Annotated in this window: 26 protein-coding genes; 7 read left to right on the forward strand and 19 right to left on the reverse strand. The window is 72.8% G+C overall.

Features of this window, described 5'->3' with window-relative positions:
• Positions 1–385: 385 nt before the first annotated feature.
• From ACF1BE_RS00455 to hisI, 4 genes are all read right to left on the reverse strand, one after another.
• A complete protein-coding gene (locus ACF1BE_RS00455; RefSeq protein WP_392196752.1) occupies positions 386–643 on the reverse strand; it encodes an HGxxPAAW family protein in 258 nt (85 codons plus the stop codon).
• 199 nt (positions 644–842) lie between these two features.
• Complete coding sequence (locus tag ACF1BE_RS00460) at positions 843–1,481, reverse strand: TIGR02234 family membrane protein (protein WP_392196753.1); 639 nt, start codon at positions 1,479–1,481, stop codon at positions 843–845.
• A gap of 52 nt (positions 1,482–1,533) precedes the next feature.
• The gene (locus ACF1BE_RS00465) at positions 1,534–3,012 is read right to left on the reverse strand and encodes an anthranilate synthase component I (RefSeq protein ID WP_392196754.1); all 1,479 of its coding nucleotides are present in this window, start codon (positions 3,010–3,012) and stop codon (positions 1,534–1,536) included.
• An 11-nt stretch (positions 3,013–3,023) separates the two neighbouring features.
• Positions 3,024–3,425 carry a phosphoribosyl-AMP cyclohydrolase gene (gene hisI / locus ACF1BE_RS00470; RefSeq protein ID WP_392196755.1) on the reverse strand — a complete coding sequence of 134 codons (402 nt, stop codon included), beginning with the start codon at positions 3,423–3,425 and terminating at the stop codon, positions 3,024–3,026.
• Positions 3,426–3,565: 140 nt separating this feature from the next.
• Between hisI and ACF1BE_RS00475 the strand changes: the two genes are divergently transcribed.
• On the forward strand, positions 3,566–4,201 hold the full coding sequence (locus ACF1BE_RS00475) for a TIGR03085 family metal-binding protein (RefSeq protein WP_392196756.1): 636 nt from the start codon (positions 3,566–3,568) through the stop codon (positions 4,199–4,201).
• A gap of 13 nt (positions 4,202–4,214) precedes the next feature.
• Positions 4,215–4,613 carry a VOC family protein gene (locus ACF1BE_RS00480; protein ID WP_392196757.1) on the forward strand — a complete coding sequence of 133 codons (399 nt, stop codon included), beginning with the start codon at positions 4,215–4,217 and terminating at the stop codon, positions 4,611–4,613.
• 7 nt (positions 4,614–4,620) lie between these two features.
• On the opposite strand, the gene ACF1BE_RS00485 is transcribed toward ACF1BE_RS00480, so the two are convergent.
• From ACF1BE_RS00485 to hisD, 10 genes are all read right to left on the reverse strand, one after another.
• Positions 4,621–5,871 (reverse strand): MFS transporter, encoded by a 1,251-nt coding sequence (locus ACF1BE_RS00485; protein WP_392196758.1) that lies wholly within the window; start codon positions 5,869–5,871, stop codon positions 4,621–4,623.
• Between the two features lie 161 nt (positions 5,872–6,032).
• Positions 6,033–6,629: a helix-turn-helix domain-containing protein gene (locus tag ACF1BE_RS00490; protein WP_392196759.1), complete on the reverse strand. Its 597-nt coding sequence runs from the start codon at positions 6,627–6,629 to the stop codon at positions 6,033–6,035.
• A 73-nt stretch (positions 6,630–6,702) separates the two neighbouring features.
• Positions 6,703–7,458: an imidazole glycerol phosphate synthase subunit HisF gene (gene hisF, locus ACF1BE_RS00495; protein ID WP_361984659.1), complete on the reverse strand. Its 756-nt coding sequence runs from the start codon at positions 7,456–7,458 to the stop codon at positions 6,703–6,705.
• Positions 7,455–7,865, reverse strand: coding sequence for a RidA family protein (locus ACF1BE_RS00500; RefSeq protein ID WP_392196760.1), 411 nt, complete (start codon positions 7,863–7,865; stop codon positions 7,455–7,457). The genes hisF and ACF1BE_RS00500 overlap by 4 nt, the downstream gene beginning before the upstream one ends.
• Positions 7,862–8,587, reverse strand: a complete 726-nt coding sequence (gene priA / locus ACF1BE_RS00505; RefSeq protein WP_121789268.1) for a bifunctional 1-(5-phosphoribosyl)-5-((5-phosphoribosylamino)methylideneamino)imidazole-4-carboxamide isomerase/phosphoribosylanthranilate isomerase PriA — start codon at positions 8,585–8,587, stop codon at positions 7,862–7,864. The genes ACF1BE_RS00500 and priA overlap by 4 nt, the downstream gene beginning before the upstream one ends.
• Positions 8,588–8,590: 3 nt before the next feature.
• A complete protein-coding gene (hisH, locus tag ACF1BE_RS00510; protein ID WP_392196761.1) occupies positions 8,591–9,235 on the reverse strand; it encodes an imidazole glycerol phosphate synthase subunit HisH in 645 nt (214 codons plus the stop codon).
• A complete protein-coding gene (locus tag ACF1BE_RS00515) occupies positions 9,226–9,390 on the reverse strand; it encodes a hypothetical protein (RefSeq protein WP_163010796.1) in 165 nt (54 codons plus the stop codon). Before ACF1BE_RS00515 ends, hisH begins: the two co-directional genes overlap by 10 nt.
• 3 nt (positions 9,391–9,393) lie before the next feature.
• Complete coding sequence (gene hisB, locus ACF1BE_RS00520) at positions 9,394–9,987, reverse strand: imidazoleglycerol-phosphate dehydratase HisB (RefSeq protein WP_121789266.1); 594 nt, start codon at positions 9,985–9,987, stop codon at positions 9,394–9,396.
• Entirely contained in the window at positions 9,984–11,093 is a 1,110-nt protein-coding gene (locus ACF1BE_RS00525) for a histidinol-phosphate transaminase (RefSeq protein WP_392196762.1), read from the reverse strand. The genes hisB and ACF1BE_RS00525 overlap by 4 nt, the downstream gene beginning before the upstream one ends.
• Positions 11,090–12,415, reverse strand: coding sequence for a histidinol dehydrogenase (gene hisD, locus ACF1BE_RS00530; protein WP_392196763.1), 1,326 nt, complete (start codon positions 12,413–12,415; stop codon positions 11,090–11,092). Before hisD ends, ACF1BE_RS00525 begins: the two co-directional genes overlap by 4 nt.
• Before the next feature lie 199 nt (positions 12,416–12,614).
• On the opposite strand from hisD, the gene ACF1BE_RS00535 reads away from it, so the two are divergent.
• The 4 genes from ACF1BE_RS00535 to ybaK all read left to right on the forward strand — a co-directional run bounded on the left by ACF1BE_RS00535 (position 12,615) and on the right by ybaK (position 16,682).
• Positions 12,615–14,192, forward strand: coding sequence for an oxidoreductase (locus ACF1BE_RS00535; protein WP_392196764.1), 1,578 nt, complete (start codon positions 12,615–12,617; stop codon positions 14,190–14,192).
• Positions 14,193–14,363: 171 nt separating this feature from the next.
• Complete coding sequence (locus ACF1BE_RS00540; RefSeq protein WP_392196765.1) at positions 14,364–15,416, forward strand: hypothetical protein; 1,053 nt, start codon at positions 14,364–14,366, stop codon at positions 15,414–15,416.
• An 11-nt stretch (positions 15,417–15,427) separates the two neighbouring features.
• Entirely contained in the window at positions 15,428–16,168 is a 741-nt protein-coding gene (locus ACF1BE_RS00545; protein WP_392196766.1) for an LON peptidase substrate-binding domain-containing protein, read from the forward strand.
• 16 nt (positions 16,169–16,184) lie between these two features.
• Entirely contained in the window at positions 16,185–16,682 is a 498-nt protein-coding gene (ybaK, locus tag ACF1BE_RS00550) for a Cys-tRNA(Pro) deacylase (protein WP_392196767.1), read from the forward strand.
• A 63-nt stretch (positions 16,683–16,745) separates the two neighbouring features.
• Here the strand turns inward: ybaK and ACF1BE_RS00555 are convergent, their stop codons facing one another.
• From ACF1BE_RS00555 to ACF1BE_RS00570, 4 genes are all read right to left on the reverse strand, one after another.
• Complete coding sequence (locus tag ACF1BE_RS00555; RefSeq protein WP_392196768.1) at positions 16,746–17,414, reverse strand: AAA family ATPase; 669 nt, start codon at positions 17,412–17,414, stop codon at positions 16,746–16,748.
• A gap of 34 nt (positions 17,415–17,448) precedes the next feature.
• Positions 17,449–18,270 carry an ABC transporter permease gene (locus ACF1BE_RS00560; protein WP_392196769.1) on the reverse strand — a complete coding sequence of 274 codons (822 nt, stop codon included), beginning with the start codon at positions 18,268–18,270 and terminating at the stop codon, positions 17,449–17,451.
• 64 nt (positions 18,271–18,334) lie between these two features.
• A complete protein-coding gene (locus tag ACF1BE_RS00565; protein ID WP_392196770.1) occupies positions 18,335–19,348 on the reverse strand; it encodes an ABC transporter ATP-binding protein in 1,014 nt (337 codons plus the stop codon).
• 149 nt (positions 19,349–19,497) lie between these two features.
• A complete protein-coding gene (locus ACF1BE_RS00570; protein ID WP_392196771.1) occupies positions 19,498–20,721 on the reverse strand; it encodes an NYN domain-containing protein in 1,224 nt (407 codons plus the stop codon).
• Positions 20,722–20,945: 224 nt separating this feature from the next.
• On the opposite strand from ACF1BE_RS00570, the gene ACF1BE_RS00575 reads away from it, so the two are divergent.
• The gene (locus ACF1BE_RS00575; RefSeq protein WP_392196772.1) at positions 20,946–21,125 is read left to right on the forward strand and encodes a hypothetical protein; all 180 of its coding nucleotides are present in this window, start codon (positions 20,946–20,948) and stop codon (positions 21,123–21,125) included.
• Between the two features lie 70 nt (positions 21,126–21,195).
• Here ACF1BE_RS00575 and dnaE read toward each other — a convergent pair whose 3' ends face one another.
• Complete coding sequence (gene dnaE, locus ACF1BE_RS00580; RefSeq protein WP_392196773.1) at positions 21,196–24,735, reverse strand: DNA polymerase III subunit alpha; 3,540 nt, start codon at positions 24,733–24,735, stop codon at positions 21,196–21,198.
• Positions 24,736–24,939 lie beyond the last annotated feature (204 nt).

A 24,939-nucleotide genomic window follows, 5' to 3' on the forward strand; every position in this document is an offset into this window, starting at 1 on the left:
GGGCCGGTCGGCGCGGCGGGCACGTAGGGGTCCGGCGGGGCGCCGGAGCGGCCCGGGCGCGGGTCCGGTCACACCCGCGCCGAGGGGCCCGTCAGCACGCGGCGAGGGCCGGATGCGGGGCCGGGGCCCACGCACCGAAGTAGGTCCGGGGCCGGTCGGCGCGGCGGGCACGTAGGGGTCCGGCGGGGCGCCGGAGCGGCCCGGGCGCGGGTCCGGTCACACCCGCGCCGAGGGGCCCGTCAGTCCGGTCGCGGTGGCGGGAGGCGGGCCGGGGCGGCGCGGGTGCGTGCGGAGGCCCGTCGACACGCGTGTCCGGATACGGAGAAGGGCGGGCCGGGTCCCCTCACGGGTCACCGGGCCGCCCCTCTCGGAAGCGCCGCGCTGCTCAGCTCTCGGCGCCGGCCGGCTCGCGGGTCGCGGCGGGGGCGGTGTGCGGGGCGGGGCGCGACGCCTTGGGCTGGCCGAGACCCATGGCGCGCATGACGGCGCCGACGACGCCACCGAGCACCACGATCACCATGCCGGCCCAGAAGCCGGCCGGCTGGGCCATCACCATGAAGGCGCCCGAGACGCAGAAACCGATGAAGGCGATGATGACACCGGTCCAGGCGGCCGGGGTGTGACCGTGGCTGCTGCCCGCCATGACTTGCTCCTCGTTGCTGTGTACGTGTGCGTGTCGTAGTACGCGTCGCACGTAGTGTCCGTACGGTTCCGAGCCCGCCCGTCACTGTCCGAGCCGGACGCTCACGGTCCATTGTCCCGTACGCGTGTGGCCGCCGGACGCGGGGGTGGCGTCTGTTGCGCCACATCGGACCGCACCCGGCTGCGCCCGCCGCCGCGGCTCAGGCGCCGGTCGGGTCCTCGCCCCGGTCCAGGGCCTTCCAGATCTCCTCGGGCCGCTCCGGGTCGGCCGGCGGGGCCGTGCGGCGCGGCCGGGGGGTGCCGCGCTCGTAGCGGCCGGACATCGCGGGCCACAGCCGGCCGTAGCGCAGGGCGAGCAGCCCGGCGAGCAGGATCAGCAGGCCGCCGGCGGCCGCGACGTAGGGCCACGCGGTGTGGGTGAGCGCGTCGACCGTGGCGGACGTGTCGCCGCCGGCCCTGGCGGCCTTCTCGTCCAGGGCGGAGCTGTCGGAGGCGGCCACGAGGGCGGCGGCGGCGATCCCGGCACCGGACAGGGCGAGCAGCGCGGAGACGGCGAGGCGGCCGGCCCGGCGGACGGCGAAGACGGCGACGAGCGCGGCGAGGCCCACTATGGCGAGGGCCGCGGGGACGCCTGTGACGTCGCTGCCCCTGGCGGTCAGCGGGAACGCGCCGCCGGCCACCGTCGCGGTGCCCTCGGCCCAGCGCTGCCGGGTCGCGAGCAGGGTCACGGCCGCGCCGAGCGCACCGCACAGGAGGGCCACGGCGAGGCTGCGCCGGCCGGACCGGGCGGGTGCGGCGGCTTCGGAACGGGGGTGAGGCACGGCAGTCACGTACTCCACTATCGCCTGGACCCCGGGCGAACCGTCACCCGGGGCTCCTGAGGCGGGCGTGCTACCGGCTCAGCCGGTTCGCCGTGTGCACCGCCCGCAGCACCGCCGCGGCCTTGTTGCGGCACTCCAGGTCCTCGGCGGCCGGGTCGGAGTCGGCGACGATGCCGGCGCCGGCCTGGACGTACGCGGTGCCGTCGCGGAGCAGGGCCGTACGGATGGCGATCGCGGTGTCGGAGTCGCCGGCGAAGTCCAGGTAGCCGACGCAGCCGCCGTACAGTCCGCGCCGGGACGGCTCCACCTCGTCGATGATCTGCATCGCCCGGGGCTTGGGGGCGCCGGAGAGGGTGCCCGCCGGGAAGCAGGCGGTGAGCACGTCGAAGGCCGTGCGGCCCGGGGCCACCTTGCCGGTGACGGTGGAGACGATGTGCATCACGTGGGAGTAGCGCTCGACGGACATGAAGTCGACCACCTCGACCGAGCCGGGCTCGCAGACCCGGCCGAGGTCGTTGCGGCCGAGGTCGACGAGCATCAGGTGCTCGGCGCGCTCCTTGGGGTCGGCGAGCAGTTCCTCGGCGAGGGCCTGGTCCTCCTGCGGGGTGGCCCCGCGGTGCCGGGTGCCGGCGATGGGGTGGACCATCGCCCGCCCGTCCTCCACCTTCACCAGGGCCTCCGGGGACGAGCCGACCACGTCGAACCCGTCGAGGCGGAAGAGGTACATGTACGGCGAGGGGTTGGTGGCCCGCAGGACCCGGTAGACGTCCAGGGCGCTCGCCGTGCACGGCGTCTCGAAGCGCTGGGAGGGCACGACCTGGAAGGCCTCGCCCGCGCGGATGCGCTCCTTGATGTCCTCGACGGCGCGCTGGAAGTCGGGGCCGCCCCACAGGGCGGTGTGGTCGGGCAGCTCGGAGGGCGGCAGGACGGCCGGCGGCTGGGCGACCGCGCGCGTCAGGTCGGCCTCCATGGCGTCGAGACGGGCCACGGCGTCCGCGTACGCCTCGTCCACGCCGGTGTCGAGGTCGTTGTGGTTGATCGCGTTGGCGATCAGCAGGACCGAGCCCTCCCAGTGGTCCATGACGGCGAGGTCGCTGGTCAGCAGCATGGTCAGCTCGGGCAGCCGCAGGTCGTCACGCTCGCCGGGGCCGATCTTCTCCAGGCGGCGGACGATGTCGTAGCCCAGGTAGCCGACCATGCCGCCGGTGAAGGGCGGCAGGCCCTCCTGGTGCGGGGTGTGCAGGGTCTGGAGGGTGGCGCGCAGGGCCACCAGGGGGTCGCCGTCCACGGGGACGCCGACCGGCGGGGTGCCGAGCCAGTGGGCCTGGCCGTCGCGTGTGGTGAGCGTGGCGGCGCTGCGGACCCCGACGAAGGAGTACCGGGACCAGGAACGGCCGTTCTCCGCCGACTCCAGCAGGAAGGTGCCGGGGCGCTCGGCGGCGAGCTTGCGGTAGAGCGCGACCGGGGTGTCGCCGTCGGCGAGGAGCTTGCGCGTGACCGGGATGACACGCCGGTCGGCGGCCAGCTTGCGGAAGGTCTCGAGGTCCATGGCCGCTGACCTTACTGAGCGGAGGCGGTCGGGCCGGAATCGGCGGCTTCGAGGAGGACGTCCGCGTCGAAGCAGGTGCGTGCGCCGGTGTGGCAGGCGGCGCCCACCTGGTCGACCTTGACCAGCAACGTGTCGGCGTCGCAGTCCAGCGCGACCGACCTCACCCGCTGGAAGTGGCCCGAGGTGTCGCCCTTGACCCAGTACTCCTGGCGGCTGCGGGACCAGTAGGTGCAGCGGCCGGTGGTCAGCGTCCGGTGCAGTGCCTCGTCGTCCATCCAGCCGAGCATGAGCACCTCGCCGGTGTCGTACTGCTGGGCGATGGCGGGGACGAGCCCGTCGGTGCTGCGCTTGAGCCGCGCGGCGATCTCCGGGTCGAGGCTGCTGGGCCGGGGCGTACCGGTCGTACTGGTCATGGGTGCCATTGTGCCGCGCGGGGCCGGGCGGGCGGCCGGGGCGTCCGGGGAGTGGTCACGGCACCGGCCGGCGCACTCCGGGGAGGGCGGTGGGCGGGTGGCGGGTGGGAGGACGGCCGGCGGGGCCGTAGGCTGGCTGCATGTCGACCTTCGCCAAGCGTGAACGGCTTCTGCTCGCCGACCTCTTGGAAACCGTCGGTCCGGCCGCGGAGACTCTCTGCGAGGGCTGGCGGACCCGGGATCTGGCCGCGCACGTGGTCGTGCGCGAACGCCGCCCCGACGCGGCGGGGGGCACGCTGGTCAAGCAGCTCGCGCCGCGTCTGGAGAAGGTGATGGCCGAGTACGCCGCCAAGCCGTACGAGGAGCTGATCCGGCTGATCCGTACCGGCCCGCCGCGTTTCTCGCCCTTCCAGCTCAAACAGGTCGACGAGGCCGCCAACATCATCGAGTTCTACGTCCACACCGAGGACGTCCGCCGCGCCCAGCCGGGCTGGAGTCCGCGCGAGCTGGACGCGGTCTTCCAGGACGCGCTGTGGTCCCGTCTCGAGCGGGCCGCGCGGCTGATGGGCCGGGGCGTGCCGACGGGGCTGGTGCTGCGCCGTCCGGACGGGCAGACCGTGGTGGCGCACCGGGGTGCTCCGGTGGTGACGGTGACCGGTGAGCCGTCGGAGCTGCTGATGTTCGCGTTCGGCCGGCAGAGCGCGGCCCGGGTGGACCTGGAGGGTGACGCCGACGCGATCACCACGCTGCACGAGTCCCGGCAGCTGGGCATCTGAGAGGGGCCGCCTCGTGATCAAGGTGGCGATGACCGGCGTGTACGTGGACGACGTGGCACGGGCGCACACCTTCTACACGGACGTCCTCGGCTTCGAGACCCGCCTCCACATGGACCTCGGCGACGGCGCGCTGTTCGTCACCGTCGGGGCGCCCCAGGGGGCCCAGCCGGACCTGCAGCTGCTGCTGGAGCCCGGCGAGGGTCCGGTCGCGGAGCCGTACCGCAGGGCGCTGTACGACATGGGGCTGCCGTGCATCGTCTTCTCCGTGGACGACATCCGGGCCGAGTACGAGCGGCTGCGCGGGCTCGGGGTCCGGTTCACCCATCCCCCGCGGGCCCAGGGACCGGTACTGGCGGCGGTGCTCGACGACACCGTCGGCAATCTGGTGCAGCTGGTGCAGCCGACGGAGTGAGGTCCCGTCAGCCGGGTATCTCCGCGCGGCGCAGGTCCGGTGCGAGGAGGGCGACGGCCCCGCCGAGGCCGCAGACGACCGCACTGACCACGAAGACCGGCCCGAGGCCCCAGACGCCGATCGCGGCGGCCGCGAACGGCATGCTCAGCGGGGCGAGGCCGAGACTGACCAGGCCGGCCACGGCGGTGACCCGGCCGAGGTAGGCGGGGTCGGACCGGGTCTGGAGCAGGGCCCCGCACAGCGCGCCGCTGAGCCCGGCGAGCAGGCCGACGAGCAGGGCCACCCCGACGGCGGCGGCGAGCGCGGGCACGAAGGCGAGGGCGCCGATGGCGACGGAGCCCGCGACGCACGCGCACCCGGTGACCAGCCCCGCGCGGGGCACCCGGCCGCGCACGGCCAGGAGCAGCGAGGCGGCACCCGCGCCGGTGCCGAATCCGGCGAGCACCCAGCCCATCCCGGAGGCGCCCCAGCCACGCCGGTCGGCGAGCAGGGTCAGGCCGACGTTCAGCGGGCCGACGAAGCCGAAGTCGCCGAGGGCGATGGCCAGCATCAGCGGGGCGAGGACCCGGTGGCGGCGGACGTGGCGCAGGCCGTCCCGCAGCTCGGTCCAGGCGGTGCCGCGCGGCGCGTCCGCCCCGTCGGCGGGAAGGTCCCGGACGCGGACGGAGATCAGCAGCGGCACGGAGACGGCGATCAGCACGCCCGCCACGGTGAAGGCAGCAGGCGCTCCGCCGACCGCGACTCCGAGGCCGCCGAGCGGTGCCCCGGCGACGTTCGCGAACCGGATGGCGAGGCCGCGCATGCCCTGCACCCGGGCCAGCTGGCCGTTGTCGGTGATCCGGGCCGGGAGGGCGCCCACGGCGGGCATGAAGACGGCGTCGACGGTGCCGAAGACCAGCGCGAGCAGGGCGAGCGGCCACAGTCCGGGGCTGGTGAGGAACAGCAGGGCGGCGACCGCGAGGACGGCGGCGCAGCGCACGGCGTCGCTGCCGATGACGACCCTCCTGGGGCCCAGCCGGTCGGCGACGACTCCCCCGCCGAGCATCAGCACCGCCCTGGGCAGCGCACTGGCCGACATCACCAGCCCGGCCTGCGCAGGGCTCCCGGCCTGGACGGCGGCCCAGGACAGGGCCAGGTAGTAGACGCTGTCGCCGAGCATCGAGGAGGTGTAGGCGCCGAGCCAGCGCAGAACGTTGGGGTCGCGGTGGGCGGGGCGGCCGGGCGCGGCGGGGGCGGGGGGTAGGACGGTGGCGGTCACGGAGGGGTCCTCTCAGACACGGATCCGACGCGAACCGGACGCGCACCGGACGCGGATCAGCCGCGGGCGGGAAGCGGATCGGGCGCGGGCGCGGGTCGGATCCGGGCGAAGGCAGACGCGGACGCGGGGTCGGACGCGGCGAAGGCAGCGGGGAACTGGGATCAGGCGGGCCGGACCCGGAAGGGAAAGCCGTACGCGTACAGCGCGACGTGTTCGCGGCCCTCGGTGTCGCCGGCGGCCTCGGCGGCACGGGCCTGCTCGTCGTGCCTGCGCAGCAGCGCCTCCAGCTCCTGCTTCAGCGCGGTGAGTTCCGCCGGGGTCAGCCGCATCCAGGACTCGTTGTCGACGGACGCGGTGTTCCACTCGGGGGCCCAGGTGGGCCGCTCGTCCAGGTACCGGCGGTAGTGGTCGGCGCGCTGGTCGTGGAAGAGGCGCGTGGCCGCCAGGTGCGCCGCGGCCCTGCCGGGCTCGCCGCGGAAGTCCTCGTCCCGGATGCTCACCCCGTCCGAGGCGGGCTGCCACCAGCGTTCCCGCCCGTCACCGGTCTGCGGCTCGGCCTCCTCGATCAGCCCGTGTCCGGCGAGTCTGCGCAGGTGGTAGCTGACCAGGGAGACGGCCTCGTCCACCTGCTCGGAGAGCTGGGAGGCGGTGGCGACCCGCTCGACGCACAGCAGCCGGTACAGGTTCGCGCGCAGCGGATGTGCGAGGGCCTTGAGCGTGCCCACGTCCGTGATGCGGCGGTTCTCTTCGCTCGGCATGCCCTCACCCTAGATACAAAAGAGAAGTTGCACAATTCATCTTGCGCAACTTCTCTTTCGTATCTTCGAGCTGTCACCGCACCGGGTGCCCGGCCTCCCGGAGGGTCTGCTTCACCTCGCCGATCCGCAGGTCACCGAAGTGGAACACCGACGCGGCCAGCACCGCGTCCGCGCCCGCCTCGACGGCCGGCGGGAAGTCGGCCAGGGCGCCGGCGCCGCCGGACGCGATCACCGGGACGGTGACGTGCTTGCGGACCGCCGCGATCATCTCCAGGTCGTAGCCGTCCTTCGTGCCGTCCGCGTCCATGGAGTTCAGCAGGATCTCCCCCGCGCCCAGCTCGGCCGCCCGGTGCGCCCACTCCACGGCGTCGATGCCGGTGCCGCGCCGGCCGCCGTGGGTGGTCACCTCGAAGGTGCCCCCGGGAGTGCGCCGGGCGTCCACCGAGAGGACCAGCACCTGGCGTCCGAAGCGTTCGGCGATCTCGCGGATCAGCTCCGGACGCGCGATCGCCGCAGTGTTGACGCCCACCTTGTCGGCGCCCGCCCGCAGCAGCTTGTCCACGTCCTCCGCCGTGCGGACACCGCCGCCGACCGTCAGCGGGATGAACACCTGCTCGGCGGTGCGGCGCACCACGTCGTAGGTCGTCTCCCGGTTGCCGGAGGAGGCGGTGATGTCCAGGAAGGTCAGCTCGTCGGCGCCCTCGGTGTCGTACACCTTGGCCATCTCGACGGGGTCGCCCGCGTCACGCAGGTTCTGGAAGTTGACACCCTTGACGACCCGGCCGTTGTCCACGTCCAGGCAGGGGATGACTCGTACGGCCAGGGTCATGCGGACACTCCGGGTTCTCCGCCGGAGCGGAACGCCTCCACCTCGACCTCGACGACCAGACTGGGGTCGACGAAGCCCGAGACGATGATCATGGAAGCGGCGGGCCGGACGCTGTCGAACAGCTCCTTGTGGGCACGGCCGACCTCGTCCACGTCCCGGGCGTGCGTGAGGTACATGCGGGTGCGCACCACGTCGTCCCGGCCGAGCCCCACCTCCGCCAGCGCCGCCAGCGCCACGTTGAAGGCGTTGACCGCCTGCTCGTACGGGCCGCCCCCGGCGATCTGGCCGTCCACGATGGAGGTGCAGCCCGAGACCAGCACCAGGCCGTTGGGCAGCGCCACCGCGCGGGCGTAGCCGAACTGCTCCTCCCAGGGCGCGCCCGTCGTCACACGCTGTACGTCACTCACCGGGCCACCGCCTCCAGGGCCTCTTCCAGGGTGAACGCCTTGGCGTACAGCGCCTTGCCGACGATGGCGCCCTCGACGCCGAGGGGCACCAGTCCGGCGATGGCGCGCAGGTCGTCCAGGGACGACACGCCGCCGGAGGCGACGACCGGGCGGTCGGTGGCGGCGCACACGTTCTTCAGCAGCTCCAGGTTGGGACCCTGCAGGGTGCCGTCCTTGGCGATGTCGGTGACGACGTAACGGGCGCAGCCCTCCTTGTCGAGGCGCTCCAGCGTCTCGTAGAGGTCACCGCCGTCGCGGGTCCAGCCGCGGCCCCGCAGGGTCGTGCCGCGCACGTCCAGGCCGACGGCGATCCGGTCGCCGTGCTCGGCGATGACCCGGGCGACCCACTCGGGGGTCTCCAGAGCGGCCGTGCCGAGGTTCACCCGGGTGCAGCCGGTGGCGAGCGCGGCGGCGAGGGTGTCGTCGTCCCGGATGCCGCCGGACAGCTCCACCTTGATGTCCATCGCGCCGGTGACCTCGGCGACCAGGGCGCGGTTGTCGCCGGTGCCGAACGCGGCGTCCAGGTCGACCAGGTGCAGCCACTCGGCGCCGGAGCGCTGCCAGGCGAGGGCGGCCTCCAGCGGGGAGCCGTAGGACGTCTCGGTCCCGGACTCGCCGTGGACGAGGCGGACGGCCTGGCCGTCGCGGACGTCGACGGCGGGGAGGAGTTCGAGCTTGGCCATGGTCTACAGGGTTCCGATCCAGTTGGTGAGGAGCTGGGCACCGGCGTCGCCGGACTTCTCGGGGTGGAACTGGGTCGCCCGCAGGGCGCCGTTCTCCACGGCGGCCACGAACGGCCTGCCGTGCGTCGACCAGGTGACCCTGGGCGCCTCGATCACCGGGTTGTGGCTCTCCAGGGTCCACTCGTGGACGGCGTAGGAGTGCACGAAGTAGAAACGGGCGTCCGCGTCCAGGCCGGCGAACAGCTCGGAGCCGGCGGGCGCGTCGACGGTGTTCCAGCCCATGTGGGGCACCACGTCGGCCTGGAGCGGCTCGACGGTGCCGGGCCACTCGTCCAGGCCCTCGGCCCGGACCCCGTTCTCGATGCCGCGGGCGAAGAGGATCTGCATGCCGACGCAGATGCCCATGACCGGGCGCCCGCCGGACAGCCGGCGGTCCACGATCCAGTCGCCGCGGGCGGCGCGCAGGCCGTCCATGCAGGCCGCGAACGCGCCGACGCCCGGCACCAGCAGCCCGTCGGCGTTCATCGCCCGGTCGAAGTCGCGCGTGATCTCGACGTCGGCGCCCACGCGCGCGAGGGCGCGCTCGGCGGACCGGACGTTGCCGAAGCCGTAGTCGAAGACGACGACCTTCTTGGTGCTCAATTCCACACCTCCAGCCGCACGACGCCCGCGACGAGGCACAGGGCCGCCCCGATGGAGAGCAGCACGATGAGGCTCGCGGGCATCTTCTGCTTGACGAAGGAGATGATCCCGCCGGCCAGGAAGAGACCGACGACGATCAGGAGGGTCGACAGACCGGTCATGGGTTACAGCGCGCCCTTCGTGGAGGGGAGGATGCCGGCCGCGCGCGGGTCGCGCTCGCTGGCGTAGCGGAGCGCCCGGGCGAGCGCCTTGAACTGGCACTCCACGATGTGGTGCGCGTTGCGTCCGTACGGCACGTGCACGTGCAGCGCGATCTGCGCCTGGGCGACGAACGATTCCAGGATGTGCCGGGTCATCGTCGTGTCGTACGCGCCGATCATCGGCGCCATGTTCTCGGGCTCCGTGTGCACGAGGTACGGGCGGCCGGACAGGTCGACGGTGACCTGGGCGAGGGACTCGTCCAGCGGGACCGTGCAGTTGCCGAAGCGGTAGATGCCCACCTTGTCGCCGAGCGCCTGCCTGAAGGCGGCGCCCAGCGCGAGGGCGGTGTCCTCGATGGTGTGGTGGGAGTCGATGTGCAGGTCGCCGTCGGTCTTCACGGTCAGGTCGAACAGACCGTGCCGGCCGAGCTGGTCGAGCATGTGGTCGTAGAAGCCGACGCCGGTGGCGATGTCGGTCCGTCCCGTGCCGTCGAGGTCGATCTCGACCAGGACCGCGGTCTCCTTGGTGGTGCGCTCCACGCGTCCTATGCGGCTCATGCCTCAAGCTCCTTCTTCAAGTCCCGTACCGCGTCGAGGAACGCGTCGTTCTCCTGCGGGGTGCCGGCGGACACCCGCAGCCGTCCCGGTACGCCGTTGTCCCGGACCAGGACGCCCCGGTCGAGGATCCGCCGCCAGGCGTCGTGGGCGTCGTCGAAGCGGCCGAACTGCACGAAGTTCGCGTCGGACTCGGTGACCTCGTAGCCCATCGCGCGCAGTGCGGTGACCAGCCGGTCCCGTTCCGCCTTCAGCTGCTCGACGTAGCCCAGCAGCGTGTCGGTGTGCTCCAGCGCGGCCAGGGCGGTCGCCTGGGTGATCGCCGACAGGTGGTAGGGCAGGCGTACGAGCTGGACGGCGTCCACGACCGCGGGGTGCGCGGCGAGATAGCCGAGGCGCAGCCCCGCGGCGCCGAACGCCTTCGACATGGTGCGGGAGACGACGAGGTGGGGGCGGTCCGCCAGCAGTGGCAGCAGCGAGTCGCCGTGGCTGAACTCGACGTAGGCCTCGTCCACGACGACCATCGACGGCTTCGCCCGCTGGGCCGCCTCGTACAGCGCGACGACCGTCGCCGCCGGTACCGCGTTGCCGGTGGGGTTGTTGGGGGTGGTGATGAAGACGACGTCCGGCCGGTGCTGGGCGATCGCCCGCTCCGCGGCGGCGGGGTCGAGGGTGAAGTCCTCGTTGCGCGGGCCGGGGATCCAGCCGGTGCCGGTGCCGCGCGCGATGAGGGCGTGCATCGAGTACGACGGTTCGAAGCCGATGGCCGTACGGCCCGGCCCGCCGAAGGCCTGGAGCAGCTGCTGGATGACCTCGTTGGAGCCGTTGGCGGCCCAGACGTTCTCGGTGCGCAGCGGGTGCCTGCCGGTCCTCGTCAGGTACTTCGCCAGCTCGGTGCGCAGCTCGACCGCGTCCCGGTCGGGGTAGCGGTTCAGGTCGCGGGCCGCCTCCCGCACCCGCTCCGCGATCCGCTCGACCAGCGGCCCGGGCAGCGGGTAGGGGTTCTCGTTGGTGTTCAGCCGTACGGGCACGTCCAGCTGGGGCGCGCCGTAGGGGGACTTGCCGCGCAGCTCGTCCCGTACGGGGAGGTCGTCGATGCCGAAGTTCACTTGTTCGCCGGAACCTTCCATCCGAACCGCGCCTTGACCGCCGCGCCGTGCGCCGGCAGGTCCTCCGCCTCCGCCAGCGTCACCACGTGGTGGGCGACCTCGGCGAGCGCGTCCCTGGTGTAGTCCACGATGTGGATGCCGCGCAGGAAGGACTGGACGGACAGGCCCGAGGAGTGGCAGGCGCAGCCGCCGGTGGGCAGGACGTGGTTGGACCCGGCGGCGTAGTCGCCGAGCGAGACGGGGGCCCAGGGGCCGACGAAGACCGCGCCCGCGTTCTTCACGCGGTCGGCCACCTCGGCGGCGCGGGCGGTCTGGATCTCCAGGTGTTCGGCGCCGTACGCGTCGACCACCCGCAGGCCTTCCTCGATGCCGTCGACGAGGACGATCGCGGACTGCCGGCCCCTCAGCGCGGGCACGATCCGGTCCTCGATGTGCTTGGTGGCCGCGACCTGCGGCTCCAGCTCCTTCTCCACCGCGTCCGCCAGTTCGGCGGAGTCGGTGACGAGGACGGCCGCCGCGAGCGGGTCGTGCTCGGCCTGGCTGATCAGGTCCGAGGCGACGTGCACCGGGTCGGCGGTGGAGTCCGCGAGGATCGCGATCTCCGTCGGGCCGGCCTCGGCGTCGATGCCGATCCTGCCGGTGAAGTAGCGCTTGGCGGCGGCGACCCAGATGTTGCCGGGGCCGGTGACCATGTTGGCGGGCGGGCAGGACTCGGTGCCGTACGCGAACATGGCGACGGCGGTGGCGCCGCCCGCGGCGTACACCTCGTCCACGCCGAGCAGGGCGCAGGCGGCGAGGATCGTCGGGTGCGGAAGGCCGTCGAACTCCGCCTGCGGCGGGGAGGCGAGCGCGACGGAGGCGACGCCGGCCTCCTGGGCCGGTACGGCGTTCATGATCACGGAGGAGGGGTAGACGGACCGGCCGCCGGGCGCGTACAGCCCGACGCGCTCGACCGGCACCCATTTCTCGGTCACCGAGCCCCCGGGCACCACCTGGGTGGTGTGCGTGGTCCGGCGCTGTGCGCGGTGGACCAGGCGGGCGCGGCGGACGGACTCCTCCAGGGCGGCGCGCACGGCCGGGTCGAGGCCGTCGAGGGCGTCGGTGAGCGCCCGGGCCGGGACACGGACGGATTCCAGCCGTACTCCGTCGAACTTCTCGGCGAAGTCGATCAGCGCCGCGTCACCACGATGATGCACGGCCTCGCAGATCGGACGCACCTTCTCCAGGGCGGCCGAGACGTCGAAGTCGGCTCGGGGCAGCAGGTCGCGCAGGGCGGGGCCCTCGGGGAGGGCGTCGCCGCGCAGATCGATTCGGGAGATCACGGTCCCAATTCTCTCAGACCGGCGTCGGGAGTCGTCCGCGCGTATCAATGGCTGATACAGAACACGGGCCAATGGCTGGTACATAGGCTGGCCGGAACCCGGAAGATCCCCTTCACCTGCTGTGTTCCGAGGGTCACTCACCGGGCATGAACGGCTGTACGAAACTACTGGACCGGGACCGGACCGGGAGAGGACAACGGTGACCGAGGGGACCGGCATCCGCGCCGGGGACCTGCCGGACGACCTGACCGCGGCCGAGGCCGGCATGTGGCAGGCCTTCCGCAACGGCAGCGTGTACGACCTGAGCAGCGGAGACGCCATCGTGGACGACCCGCACGGCGGTCATCCGTGGGGTCCGGAACGCACCGTGCGGGCGCGCATCGTGTGCTGGCTGCTGCTGGACGGCCCGCCGGCGCTCGCGGGCCGGGTGTCGGCGCTGAAGCTCGCCGGCGTGCGGATCACCGGCACGCTCGACCTGGCCGGCGGCCAGGTCACGCCGTACCTGGAGCTGAGCGGCTGCCGGTTCGACGAGGAGGTCCGGCTGCCGGAGGCCCGCTTCACGACCGTGCGCCTGGTGGACTGTTCGGTGCCGCGGCTGGAGGCGGCCCGCGTGCACACCGAGGGCGATCTGCACCTGCCCCGCTGCCGCTTCCAGAACGGGGTCCGGCTGACCGACGCCCACATCGGCACCGACCTGCTGCTCAACCAGGCGATCGTGTACCGCGACCGCAGCGGGCGGTCGATCGCGGCGGACGGCATGACGGTCGGCCAGGATCTCCAGGCCGAGCTGCTGGAGTCGCACGGCGAGCTGAGCCTGCGCGGCGCCAAGGTCGGCGTGTCGCTCAGCCTGCGCGGCGCGAAACTGGCCAATCCGTACGCCCGCCTGGCCCTGAACGCCCCCCAGCTGACGGTCGGGCGCACCCTGTACCTGACCCCGGCCGGCGTCGGCAGCCCGCTGCTGAGCGGCACGACACCCGCGCGCGGGACACGCGTCCAGCGGTTCGAGTGCCGGGGCGGGGTGCGGCTGGACGACGGGCGGTTCGGGGACGCCGTCGACCTGGAGCGGGCCCGGTTCGCCTTCACCGACGACCAGGAACTGTCGCTGCGCCGGGTGCAGACGCCGGAGCTGCGCTTCCTCGGCGACCGGCCCGAGCGCGGCAAGGTGGTGCTGTCCGGCGCGCGGATCGTGAACCTGGTGGACCGTGCGAGCAGCTGGCCGGACGAGGGGAACCTGCACATGGGCGGGTTCACCTACGAGAACCTGGTGCCGCAGGGCCCGTTCCCGCTGACCCGGCGCCTGGACTGGGTGTCGGCGGCCACCGCCGAGTACGCCCCGGAGCCGTACGAGCGGCTGGCCGCGGTGCTGCGCGCGGCCGGGGAGGACGAGGACGCGCGCGAGGTGCTGCTCGCCAAGCAGCGCCGGCGGCGCGAGACGCTGCCGCTGGCGGGCAAGCTGTGGGGCCACGTCCAGGACTGGGCGGTCGCCTACGGCTACCGGCCCGGCCGGGCGGCGGTGTGGATGACGGTGCTGTGGGCGGCGGGCACACTGGCGTTCGCGCACGCGGACCATCCACCGGTGAACCCCGGTGGCCATCCGGCGTGGAGTCCGGCGCTGTTCACGCTGGACCTGCTGCTGCCGGTGATCGACCTGGGGCAGGCCGGCCAGTGGCAGCTGCGCGGCGGCTGGCAGTGGCTGGCGGCGGTGATGATCCTGCTCGGCTGGATCCTGGCGACGACGGTGGCGGCGGGCGCGACCCGGCTGCTGCGGCGCGGCTGAGGCCGCGACACGACGCGCCGGGCGCACGGGACATCGGCACCCGTCCTTCACCGCCGGACCCGGGCGCACACGATTTGAACATTCATCCTTTACGGGTCCTTCACCCTGTGACGTACAACTTCCGCCGACTTGCCCCAACCCTCTGGCGCCGCCGGGACCTGCGGACTTTCAATGGTCGGCACCATGGCTCTGCTGCCCTCGTTCATCCGCCCCACCCGGATGACCAAACGCTCCGCGCGCCCGTCCGGCCGGCCGCCGGCCGGGGACGAGACGGTGCTCGACGCGCCCGACGACCGTCTCTCGCCCGCGCTGGTCGCCGCGGGCCGGGGTGAGTACACCGCCGCGGCCGGCCTGCTGGCCGCCACCCGCGCCGCCGCCGAGTGGGAGAACCGGGACCGGTACACGCGCCGCCTCGCCGCCTTCGCCCGCTCACGCCCCGAGTGGTACGAGGAGTGGCGCGCCGCCGCCCCGGAGGACCCCGGCGCGCTGCTGGTCGGGGCCCAGCTGGCGGTGGACCGCGCCTGGCCGTCGCCGGCCCGCGCCGAACTGCTGCGCGAGGTGAGCCCGCACATCACCGCCGCCGCCCGCGCCGACGACCGCGACCCGGTGCCCTGGCGGATCGCGCTCGACCACGCCCGCGGCTCACGGGCCGGACACCGTTACTTCGAGGAGCTGTGGGAGGCTGCGGTCCGCCGAGCCCCGCACCACTACGGCTGTCACGTGGCCGCCCTGCGCTACCTCGCCACCTCCTGGCACGGCTCGCACCACGAGTGCCTCGACTTCGCCGACCGGGCCGCGCAGGACGCCCCCGCCGCCTCGCTCGTCCAGGCCCTGCCCGCCCGCGCGGCCTTCGGCTACCTGACCGACGGCTGCGGCCCCGAGGTGCCCCGCGCCCGGCTGGACGCGGCGGCCGACCGGGCCATCGGACTCTCCGGTCACTTCCCCGCGGCCGATCCGTGGCCCGCCGAGGTCCGCAACAAGCTGCTGTACGTCCTGCTGCGCCTGGACCGCCGGGAGGACGCCCGCACCCAGCTGCGGCTGATCGGCCCGTACGCCACGTCCTTCCCCTGGGATCGGTTCTCCGACGACCCGCTCGGCCACTTCCTGCGCCTGCGCGAGCACCTGCTGACGGAGGGGCCGCGGCCCCTCCCGGCCGGGCTGATCACAGCACCCGAGGATCCCCTCGGCGAGCACGGCGGACACGTCCGCGCCGACGACCACTAGGCTGGGGCGCCGTGACCACCGTCCGTCTCCCGCTCTTTCCGCTGAACTCGGTGCTGTTCCCCGGGCTCGTGCTGCCGCTGAACGTCTTCGAGGAGCGGTATCGCGCCATGATGCGCGAGCTGCTGAAGACCCCCGAGGACGAGCCGCGCCGGTTCGCCGTCGTGGCCGTCCGCGACGGCCACGAGGTCGCGCCCAGCGCCCCCGGCATGCCGGATCCCACGGCCGAGCCCGAACGCGGCCCGTCCGCCGGCTTCGGCCCCGACCTCCTCCGCGCCTTCCACAGCGTGGGCTGTGTCGCGGACGCGGCGACCGTCCGGGAGCGGTCCGACGGCACGTTCGAGGTGCTGGCGACGGGCACGACCCGCGTCCGCCTGCTGTCCGTGGACGCCTCGGGCCCGTTCCTGACCGCGGAGCTCCTGGAGCTGGTGGAGGAGCCCGGTGACGAGGCCGGCGCGCTGGCGGAGGGCGTCCTGCGGTCCTTCCGCCAGTACCAGAAGCGCCTGGCGGGCGCCCGTGAGCGTTCCCTGTCCTCGGGGGCGGAACTGCCGGACGACCCGAGCGTGGTGTCGTACCTGGTGGCAGCGGCGATGGTGCACGACACGCCGACCAAGCAGCGCCTGCTCCAGGCGCCGGACACCGCGTCCCGGCTCCGGGACGAGCTGAGACTCCTTCGCGCGGAGACGGCCATCATCCGTAGCCTGCCGTCGTTGCCGGCGTTCGAACTGACGCGGACGCCGACCAGTCTGAACTGAGGGGGACCGGCACTCGATGGCGAAGAAGCAGAAGCAGCAGTCCGGGGGCACGCCCGCGACGGTGGCCCTGACGGCGGCGGGCGTGGACTTCACGGTCCACGCCTACGCACACGACCCGTCCCACCCCTCCTACGGCGAGGAGGCGGCCCAGGCGATGGGCGTCTCCCCCGACCGGGTCTTCAAGACCCTGGTCGCCGACGTGGACGGCTCCCTGGTGGTCGGCGTGGTCCCGGTGGCGGGCTCCCTGGACCTGAAGGCCCTCGCGGCGGCGGTCGGCGGCAAACGCGCCACGATGGCCGACCCCGCTCTCGCCGAGCGCACCACCGGCTACGTCCGCGGCGGCATCTCCCCCCTCGGCCAGCGCAAGAAGCTGCGGACGGTACTCGACGACTCGGCCGGGTCCCACCCCACGATCTGCGTCTCGGCGGGCCGCCGCGGCCTGGAGGTGGAACTGGCCCCGCAGGACCTGGCCGACCTGACGGACGCGGTCCTCGCCCCGATCGGCCGGGGCTGAGGGAAGCACCCCGGCGCCCGTCGGCGGCCGGGGCCGGGAACGGTCGCGTGCGGTGCGTCGCGGTCAGGGGTGCGGATACGGCGGCCGGGGGTCCTGCGGGCCGAAGAGCGCCGGCTCGGGGTCCCGCGGCCCGAAGAGCGCCGTGAGCCCGAGATGCACCAGCGCCCCGCCCAGCGGCCAGGCCAGCAGGGCGCCCTTCGCGCCGAGCTTCAGCGGCGCCGGGAACGTCACCCCCTTGCCCACGGACCGCGCGTGCGCGAGCACGTCGGACCCGGGCCCCAGCCACACACCCAGTCGCCAGGCCAGCAGCGAGCCGAGCAGCCCGCCCACGCCCAGTGCCACCACGACCGGCACACCCCCGCGCCGCCGCAGCAGAAAGACGGCCACCGCGCTGACCAGCCCGAAGGCGAGCCCCAGCAGCGCGAACGTGCCGTCCACGCCGATCGCCTGCTCGCCCTCGGTGTCCTTGAGGTAGACGACCCAGTTCTTGTCGATCACGTCCCCGACCAGCGGCACGTGCGGCGCCAGCCACCACCACAGCAGCCCCAGCAGCACACCGCCGAGAGCCACCGCCACCGTGATCACGGCGGCCTCCCGTACTTCCGTCTTCATCCCGGGGCCGTCCTGTTCGTACGGACCCGCGCCCGGCGCCCCGGCGGCCGGCGGGACCTGCCGTACCTCGTGCGGGGAGTCGTCGTGCGGGGGCGGAGGCGGAGTCAGCGGTGCGGTCACCCTGACATCGTGCCAGGTCGCGCCGTGCGGCGCGTCACCGGACGGCGGCCCTGCGGTACGCCCGGGCCGCCACGGCCAGCGAGACCACTCCGACACCCGCGCACACCCCCAGGTCAACGAGGACGACCGCCCAGTCCGGATGGGCCTCGAACGTGTGGGCGTACGCCTCCACGCCATAGGTCGAGGGCAGCAGATCACGGGCCAGCCGTACGATCTCCGGCATCCGGTCGGCCGGCAGCACGCCCAGCAGCAGCGCCGCCGACATGCCCAGCTGCCCCAGCAGCGTGGCCAGCTCCGGCCGGGGCGCGAGCAGCCCGCAGGCGGCACCGAGCCCCGACAGCGCGGCCCCGGCCAGCGGGATGACGGCCAGCAGGATCCACAGGTTGGACAGCGGCAGCCCGAACAGCACGCACCCGAAGACGGCGGTCACCAGCGTGCCCGGCACGGTGAAGGAGGCGTACGCCGCCGCGGCGCCCAGCACCACGGCGGCCGGCGGCACCGGCAGCGTGGCGTAGTGGTCGAGTCCGCCGCTGGCCCGCAGCTGCCCGAAGTACTGCGACAGCAGGTTCAACGCGACGAACGCGACGACGAGCACCGACGACCCGGCCACCACGGACTGGGCCTCGCTGCCGCTGTCGACGACCCCCCGCATCATCACGGTGATGCCGACGGACTGGAAGGTGGCCACGAACAGCAGGGGGATCCGCGCCACGCGGGCCCGGGACAACTGCGCCCGGTAGACGGCCACCAGCGACGGCCACAGCCGCGCGGACGGCCCCAGCTCGGCCGGGCCGGGGGCCGTCTCGGGCACGGCCCGGGCACCGCCCGGCACCACCTCGGCGGGTACGACACTCACGGCGAGCTGCTCCCCTTCCCTACGGCGGTCGCACAGACCCCCATGCTCGGCGCGGCCGGTGCGCTCATGCCCTCACCAGCCCCTGCCGGGCCGCGCCGCCCAGCGCCAGGTAGACGTCCTCAAGGCTGGGCGTGGCGAGCGTGAAGTCGTCCAGGGCGGCGAAGGCGGCCCCGCCGGTCACGGTGGCGACGACGGCGCGGGCCTCCTCGGGCGCGAGCCGGAGCGTCCAGCGCCGGCCGGACTCCACGGCCCGCTCGCGCAGGACTGCGATTTCGGGCACCTCCAGTGGTGCCCGCTCCCGCCACACCAGCTCCACCCGCACCTCGCCGGCGACCCGCGCCTTGAGTCCGGCGGGGCTGTCGCAGGCGATGACCCGTCCCTGGTCGAGCACGGCGACCCGGTCGAGCACGGTCTCGGCCTCGATGACGTTGTGGGTGACCAGCAGCACGGTCGTACCGCGCTCGGCCCGGCGCCGGTCCACGGCCGCCCACACCGCGCGCCGGGCCACCGGGTCCATGCCGGTGGTCGGCTCGTCCAGCACGAGCAGCGGCCGTTCCCCGACGAGTGCGGCGGCGAGGCAGGCGAGCCGCCGCTGCCCGCCGGACAGCTTCTTCAGCGCCCGCCCGGCGATCGGGGCGAGCCCCAGTTCGTCCAGTACGGCGTCCCGCTCGGCCCGTGCCCGCCGTACGTCCAGGCCGCGCAGGCGTCCGGTGGTCTCGGCGGCGAGGGAGACGGTCAGCTCGTCCAGGGCGGAGGACTCCTGGCCCAGGTAGGCGAGGAGCCGCGCGGCCCGCTCGGGATGGCGCACGATGTCGTGCCCGAGGATCTCCACGCTTCCGGTGTCGGGCCGCAGCAGCCCGGTCAGCTGCCGTACGAGGGTGGACTTGCCGGCACCGTTCGGTCCGAGCAGCCCGAAGATCTCCCCGCCCCGCACGTCCAGCTCGACCCCGTCGGTGGCGCGCACCTCGGGCGTGCCGGGTGCGCCCCGCCACCCCTTCACGGGCGGGTAGGTCTTGCCGAGCCCGCGCACGCGTACGACCTCGTCGTACCGAAGTGCCTGTCCCGCGCGCGTACTCACAAGGGACGAGGGTACGGGGTCCGGGGCCTTTACTCGCCTTTGGGGCCGCTTCTCCCCGGCACCGGAGCAGGACCGCGCGGTCGTCGGCGGGACGGCCGCGCGGTCGTCGGCGGAGTGCGCCGCGAGGGTCGCCGCCGGGGTGCGCCGCGTCAGTCGCCCGCCGGGGCGCTCTCCGTCGCCGCCGGGACGTCGACCTCCCGCCAGAAACCCGCCCGGATGGCGTACCGGTCGTGCTCGTCGATCTGGTCGTCCTTGTGGGCCAGCAGCCCGAACCGCGCCGCGTAGCGCAGCAGCTCCCCGTCGATCCGGTGCGGGATCCGCGGGTACATCTGCGACAGCGACTGAAGGTGGTTCTGGTCGCCGCCGAGCCGGGACATCCAGCGGCGGGCGAAGACCTGTCCCACCTCGTACGGGTCGCCGCCGACGGTGGTGATGTCCTCCTCCCGGTCGGCCCAGCGCTGCTCGGCCGTGGTGAGCTGGGCCAGCGTCGGCATGGAGGCGACCTCGGGCGGCTCCGTGACCGCGCCGGGCCGGTCGACCCACCCCTTGTCGGAGGACCAGCGCAGGGTCGCGGTCGGCGGCTGCGGCGCGGACTGGGCGCCGGGCGCGCGCAGCGCGGCGAGGTCCTTGGGGGTCGGTACGGTCCTGGCGGCGGACGTCCGCTCCTGGGAGCCGTTCTCCGTCCCGGCGGTGGCCGGCGGGCGCGCGGTCCGCTCGGCGGAGCGCTCGGTGGCCGCGGACGGCGCCGACTCGGGCAGCGGCGCGGAGAGGATCGCGGCGATCTCGGGGCGGGGCACGGGCGGCGGCGCGCAGACCCCGGTCAGCTCCTTGGCGCGGACGGCCTGGGTGATCCAGGCGCGGTCCAGCACGCGCCGCTCATCGGCCTCGGCGACCAGGTCCTCGGACTGGTTGTAGTCGCCGTCGGCGGCCTGGACGGCCCACAGGTGGACGGCGACGCCGTGCTCCTTGGCGGCCATCATGCCGGGCAGCAGGTCGCCGTCGCCGGTGACGAGGACGATGTCGGAGCAGGCGCGGTTGCGGGCCAGCTCGGTCAGCTCGGCGTGCATGGCCGCGTCGACGCCCTTCTGGGCCCAGCGTCCGTCGCTGCGGGTGAGGGCGCCGAGCCGGACGGTGACCCTGGGCATGACGCGCAGCCGGCGGTGCTCCGGCTGGGGGACCCGGTCGGGGGCGCCGTCGAACCAGTAGATGCGCAGCAGCGGACGTTCGGTGTCGAACTCCGCGCGTTCCCTCAGCGCCTGGATCAGGGCGGCGTGGTCGACGGTGATCCGGGACCGCGAGGGCTCACCGGCGAGGAGGCTGGCGGCGGCTCCCAGCAGATACCCGGCGTCCACCAGGACGATGCAGCGGTCCACGCGACTCACCCTCTTCCCGGGAGGTTTTGCTCCGGACTTCCCTCGAGTCTGCCCGACCGCGCGGGGGTTAACGGCCGGAACTCGATCTTCGGCGTGGCGTTTGCGGGTCCCATGCGCCCACCTGCCCTGTCACACACGGTAATTATCCGACATGCGCCTGATGTCAGCGTATGTGAATCTGGTCCCGTCCCTGGCCCCAGACCCCTCGCAGGAGGCAGATCAGCATGGCCAAGAACAAGAACCGCAAGCAGGGCGGCCCGCAGAACCGTGCCCCGCAGGCCGAGCAGGCCCACGAGCGCACGCACCGTCCGCCGGCGGAGGAGGCCGAGTCCTCGATGGCGGGCATACCGGGCAGCCCGGCGGATGTCGCGCGTAAGCAGCAGAAGCGCTTCGGCCACAACTAAAGGGCAGTTGAAGCCGGACACACGAAAGGGGCGCACCCGCCGCGGGTGCGCCCCTTGACCCTCGGGGACCTCAGCCGGCCAGGCAGGACGGGCCGAGCAGCACCTTCAGGTCGCCGAAGAGCGCCGGGTCGGGCTTGACCCGGTGGCGGTCCAGACGCAGCACGGTGGTCTTGCGCGGGCCCTGCAGCTTGATGCGGACCTCGCTGTCGCCCTTGTGGTGGCTGAGGATCTCGCCGAGCCGGCTGACCATCGGCGGGGTCACCTTCACCGAGGGGATGGTGAGGATCACGGGCGCGTTGGTGCCGGCGTTGGACAGGTCCGGGACCATCAGCTCCATGGCGACGAGGCGGGGCACGTCCTCGCGCTTGTCGAGCCGTCCCTTGACGAACACCACGGCGTCCTCGACGAGTTGGGTCGACACCAGCTGGTAGGAGGCCGGGAAGAACATGCACTCGATGGAGCCGGCGAGGTCCTCCACGGTGGCGATGGCCCAGGCGTTGCCCTGCTTGGTCATCTTGCGCTGGAGGCCGGAGATGATCCCGCCGATCGTCACGACCGCGCCGTCCGCGTGCTCACCGCCGGTGAGCTGGGCGATCCCCGCGTCGGCCTTGTCGGCCAGCACGTGCTCCAGACCGAACAGCGGGTGGTCGGAGACGTACAGACCGAGCATCTCCCGCTCCTGGGCGAGCAGGTAGGTCTTGTCCCACTCGTCGGTGGAGAACTCCACGTCCAGCCCGAAGCCGGGTTCGCTGGTGCTCTCCTCGCCCATGCCGCCGAAGAGGTCGAACTGCCCCTCGGCCTCCTTGCGCTTGACCGCGACCACGTTGTCGATCATCGGTTCGTACTGCGCCACGAGGCCCTTGCGGGTGTGCCCCATGGAGTCGAAGGCGCCGGCCTTGATCAGCGACTCCGTGGTCCGCTTGTTGCAGACCACCGCCTCCACCTTGTCCAGGTAGTCCGGGAAGGAGGCGTACTTCCCCTTCGCCTTGCGGCACTTGATGATCGACTCGACGACGTTGGTGCCGACGTTGCGGACGGCGGAGAGGCCGAAGAGGATCACGTCGTCGCCCTGGGCGGCGAAGTTGGACTCGGACTCGTTGACGTTCGGCGGGAGCACCTTGATGCCCATGCGGCGGCACTCGTTGAGGTAGACGGCCGACTTGTCCTTGTCGTCCTTGACGGACGTCAGCAGGGCGGCCATGTACTCGGCGGGGTAGTTCGCCTTGAGGTAGGCGGTCCAGTACGAGACCAGGCCGTACGCGGCGGAGTGCGCCTTGTTGAACGCGTAGCCGGCGAAGGGGACCAGCACGTCCCACAGGGCCTGGATGGCCTCGTCGCTGTAGCCGTTCCGCTTCGCGCCGGCCTGGAAGATGGTGAAGTTCTTCGCCAGCTCGTCGGGCTTCTTCTTGCCCATCACGCGGCGCAGGATGTCGGCCTCGCCGAGCGAGTAGCCGGCGATGATCTGGGCGGCCTTCTGGACCTGCTCCTGGTAGACGATCAGGCCGTAGGTGACGGCCAGGACCTCTTCGAGGGGCTCCTCCAGCTCCTTGTGGATCGGGGTGATCTCCTGGAGCTTGTTCTTGCGCAGCGCGTAGTTGGTGTGCGAGTCCATGCCCATCGGGCCGGGACGGTAGAGCGCCGAGACGGCGGAGATGTCCTCGAAGTTGTCGGGCTTCATCAGGCGCAGCAGCGAGCGCATGGGGCCGCCGTCGAACTGGAAGACGCCGAGGGTGTCGCCGCGCTGGAGCAGTTCGAAGGTCGTCGGATCGTCGAGCGGAAGGCTCAGCAGATCGATGTCGATGCCCTTGTTGGACTTCACCATCTTGACGGCGTCGTCCATGATCGTCAGGTTGCGCAGACCGAGGAAGTCCATCTTCAGCAGGCCGAGCGACTCGCAGCTCGGGTAGTCCCACTGCGTGATGGTCACGCCGTCGGTGTGCCGGACCCAGACGGGCACGTGCTCGGTGATGGTCTCGCTGGACATGATCACGCCGGCGGCGTGCACGCCCATCTGCCGGACCAGGCCCTCGACGCCCTTGGCGGTGTCGATGACCTTCTTCACGTCCGGCTCGTTCTCGTACATCGCGCGGACCTCGCCCGCCTCCGAGTACCGGGGGTGGCTGGGGTCGGTGATGCCGTTCAGGTCGATGCCTTTGCCGAGGACGTCGGCGGGCATGGCCTTGGTGATCCGGTCGCCCATCGCGTACGGGTAGCCCAGCACGCGGGCGGAGTCCTTGATCGCGTTCTTGGCCTTGATCTTGCCGTACGTGCCGATCATGGCGACCTTGTCGGCGCCGTACTTCTCCGTCACGTACCTGATCACCTCGACGCGCCTGCGCTCGTCGAAGTCGATGTCGACGTCGGGCATGGAGACGCGCTCGGGGTTGAGGAACCGCTCGAAGATCAGTCCGTGCGGGATCGGGTCGAGGTCGGTGATGCCCATGGCGTACGCGACGATCGAGCCGGCGGCGGAGCCTCGGCCGGGGCCGACCGCGATGCCGTTGTTCTTGGCCCACATGATGAAGTCGGCGACGACGAGGAAGTAGCCCGGGAACCCCATCTGGATGATGACGTCCATCTCGTACTCGACCTGCTTCTGGCGGTCCTCGGGGATGCCGCCGGGGAAGCGGCGCTCCATGCCTCGGCGGACCTCCTCCTTGAACCAGGTGACCTCGGTGTAGCCCTCGGGGATGTCGAACTTCGGCATCAGGTCGCGCTTCTCGAACATGCCGGCCGTGTCGACCATCTCGGCGACGAGGAGCGTGTTGGCGCAGCCCTCCTGCCAGGCGTCCGAGGAGTCGATGGCGTACATCTCGTCCGTGGACTTCAGGTAGTAGCCGGTGCCGTCGAACTTGAAGCGGTCGGGATCGGAGAGGTTCTTGCCGGTCTGGATGCACAGCAGGGCGTCGTGGGCGCCCGCCTCGTGCGCGTACGTGTAGTGCGAGTCGTTCGTCACCAGCGGCGGGATGCCGAGCTTCCGGCCGATCTCCAGCAGGCCGTCGCGGACCCGGCGCTCGATCTCGATGCCGTGGTCCATCAGCTCCAGGAAGTACCGGTCCTTGCCGAAGATGTCCTGGTAGTCGGCGGCGGCCTTGAGGGCCTCGTCGAAGTGGCCGAGGCGCAGCCGGGTCTGCACCTCGCCGGAGGGGCAGCCGGTGGAGGCGACGATGCCCTCGGACCACCGGGCGATGGTCTCCTTGTCCATCCGGGGCCACTTCGTCAGCCAGCCCTCGGCGTACGCGTCGGAGGACAGGCGGAAGAGGTTGTGCAGACCGGTCCGGTTCACCGCCCACATCGTCTTGTGCGTGTAACCGCCGGAGCCGGAGACGTCGTCCCGCTTCTGGTGCGGCTGGCCCCACTGGATCTTGCGCTTGTTGCGCCGTGACTCGGGGGCGACGTACGCCTCGATCCCGATGATCGGGGTGATTCCGGCCTTCTTCGCGGAGTGGAAGAAGTCGTACGCCCCGTGCAGGTTGCCGTGGTCCGACATGGCGATATGGGTCATGCCCATCTCGTTGCAGGCCTCGAACATGTCCTTGAGCCGCGCGGCACCGTCCAGCAGCGAGTACTGGGTGTGGACGTGCAGGTGCGTGAAGGGCGGCTTTGACACGGTTCGAGCCTCCTGGACCAACGTGCGGCGACGGGCGTCCCACGGGCTGTGGACAGTCTGGGGGACAGCGTCGAAGTCTATGCCCCCGCACTGACACGCACGGGCCCCGTCCGCGTACCTTCGTGCGGGAACCGGGCACTCCCGCGTGGCGTCGCCCGTTGAAGACGGCGGGAGCGCCGCCGCAACCGTTCCCGCACCTGCACG

Origin of the sequence: Streptomyces sp. NPDC014991, from assembly GCF_043080665.1 — a bacterium.
GTDB lineage: Bacteria > Actinomycetota > Actinomycetes > Streptomycetales > Streptomycetaceae > Streptomyces.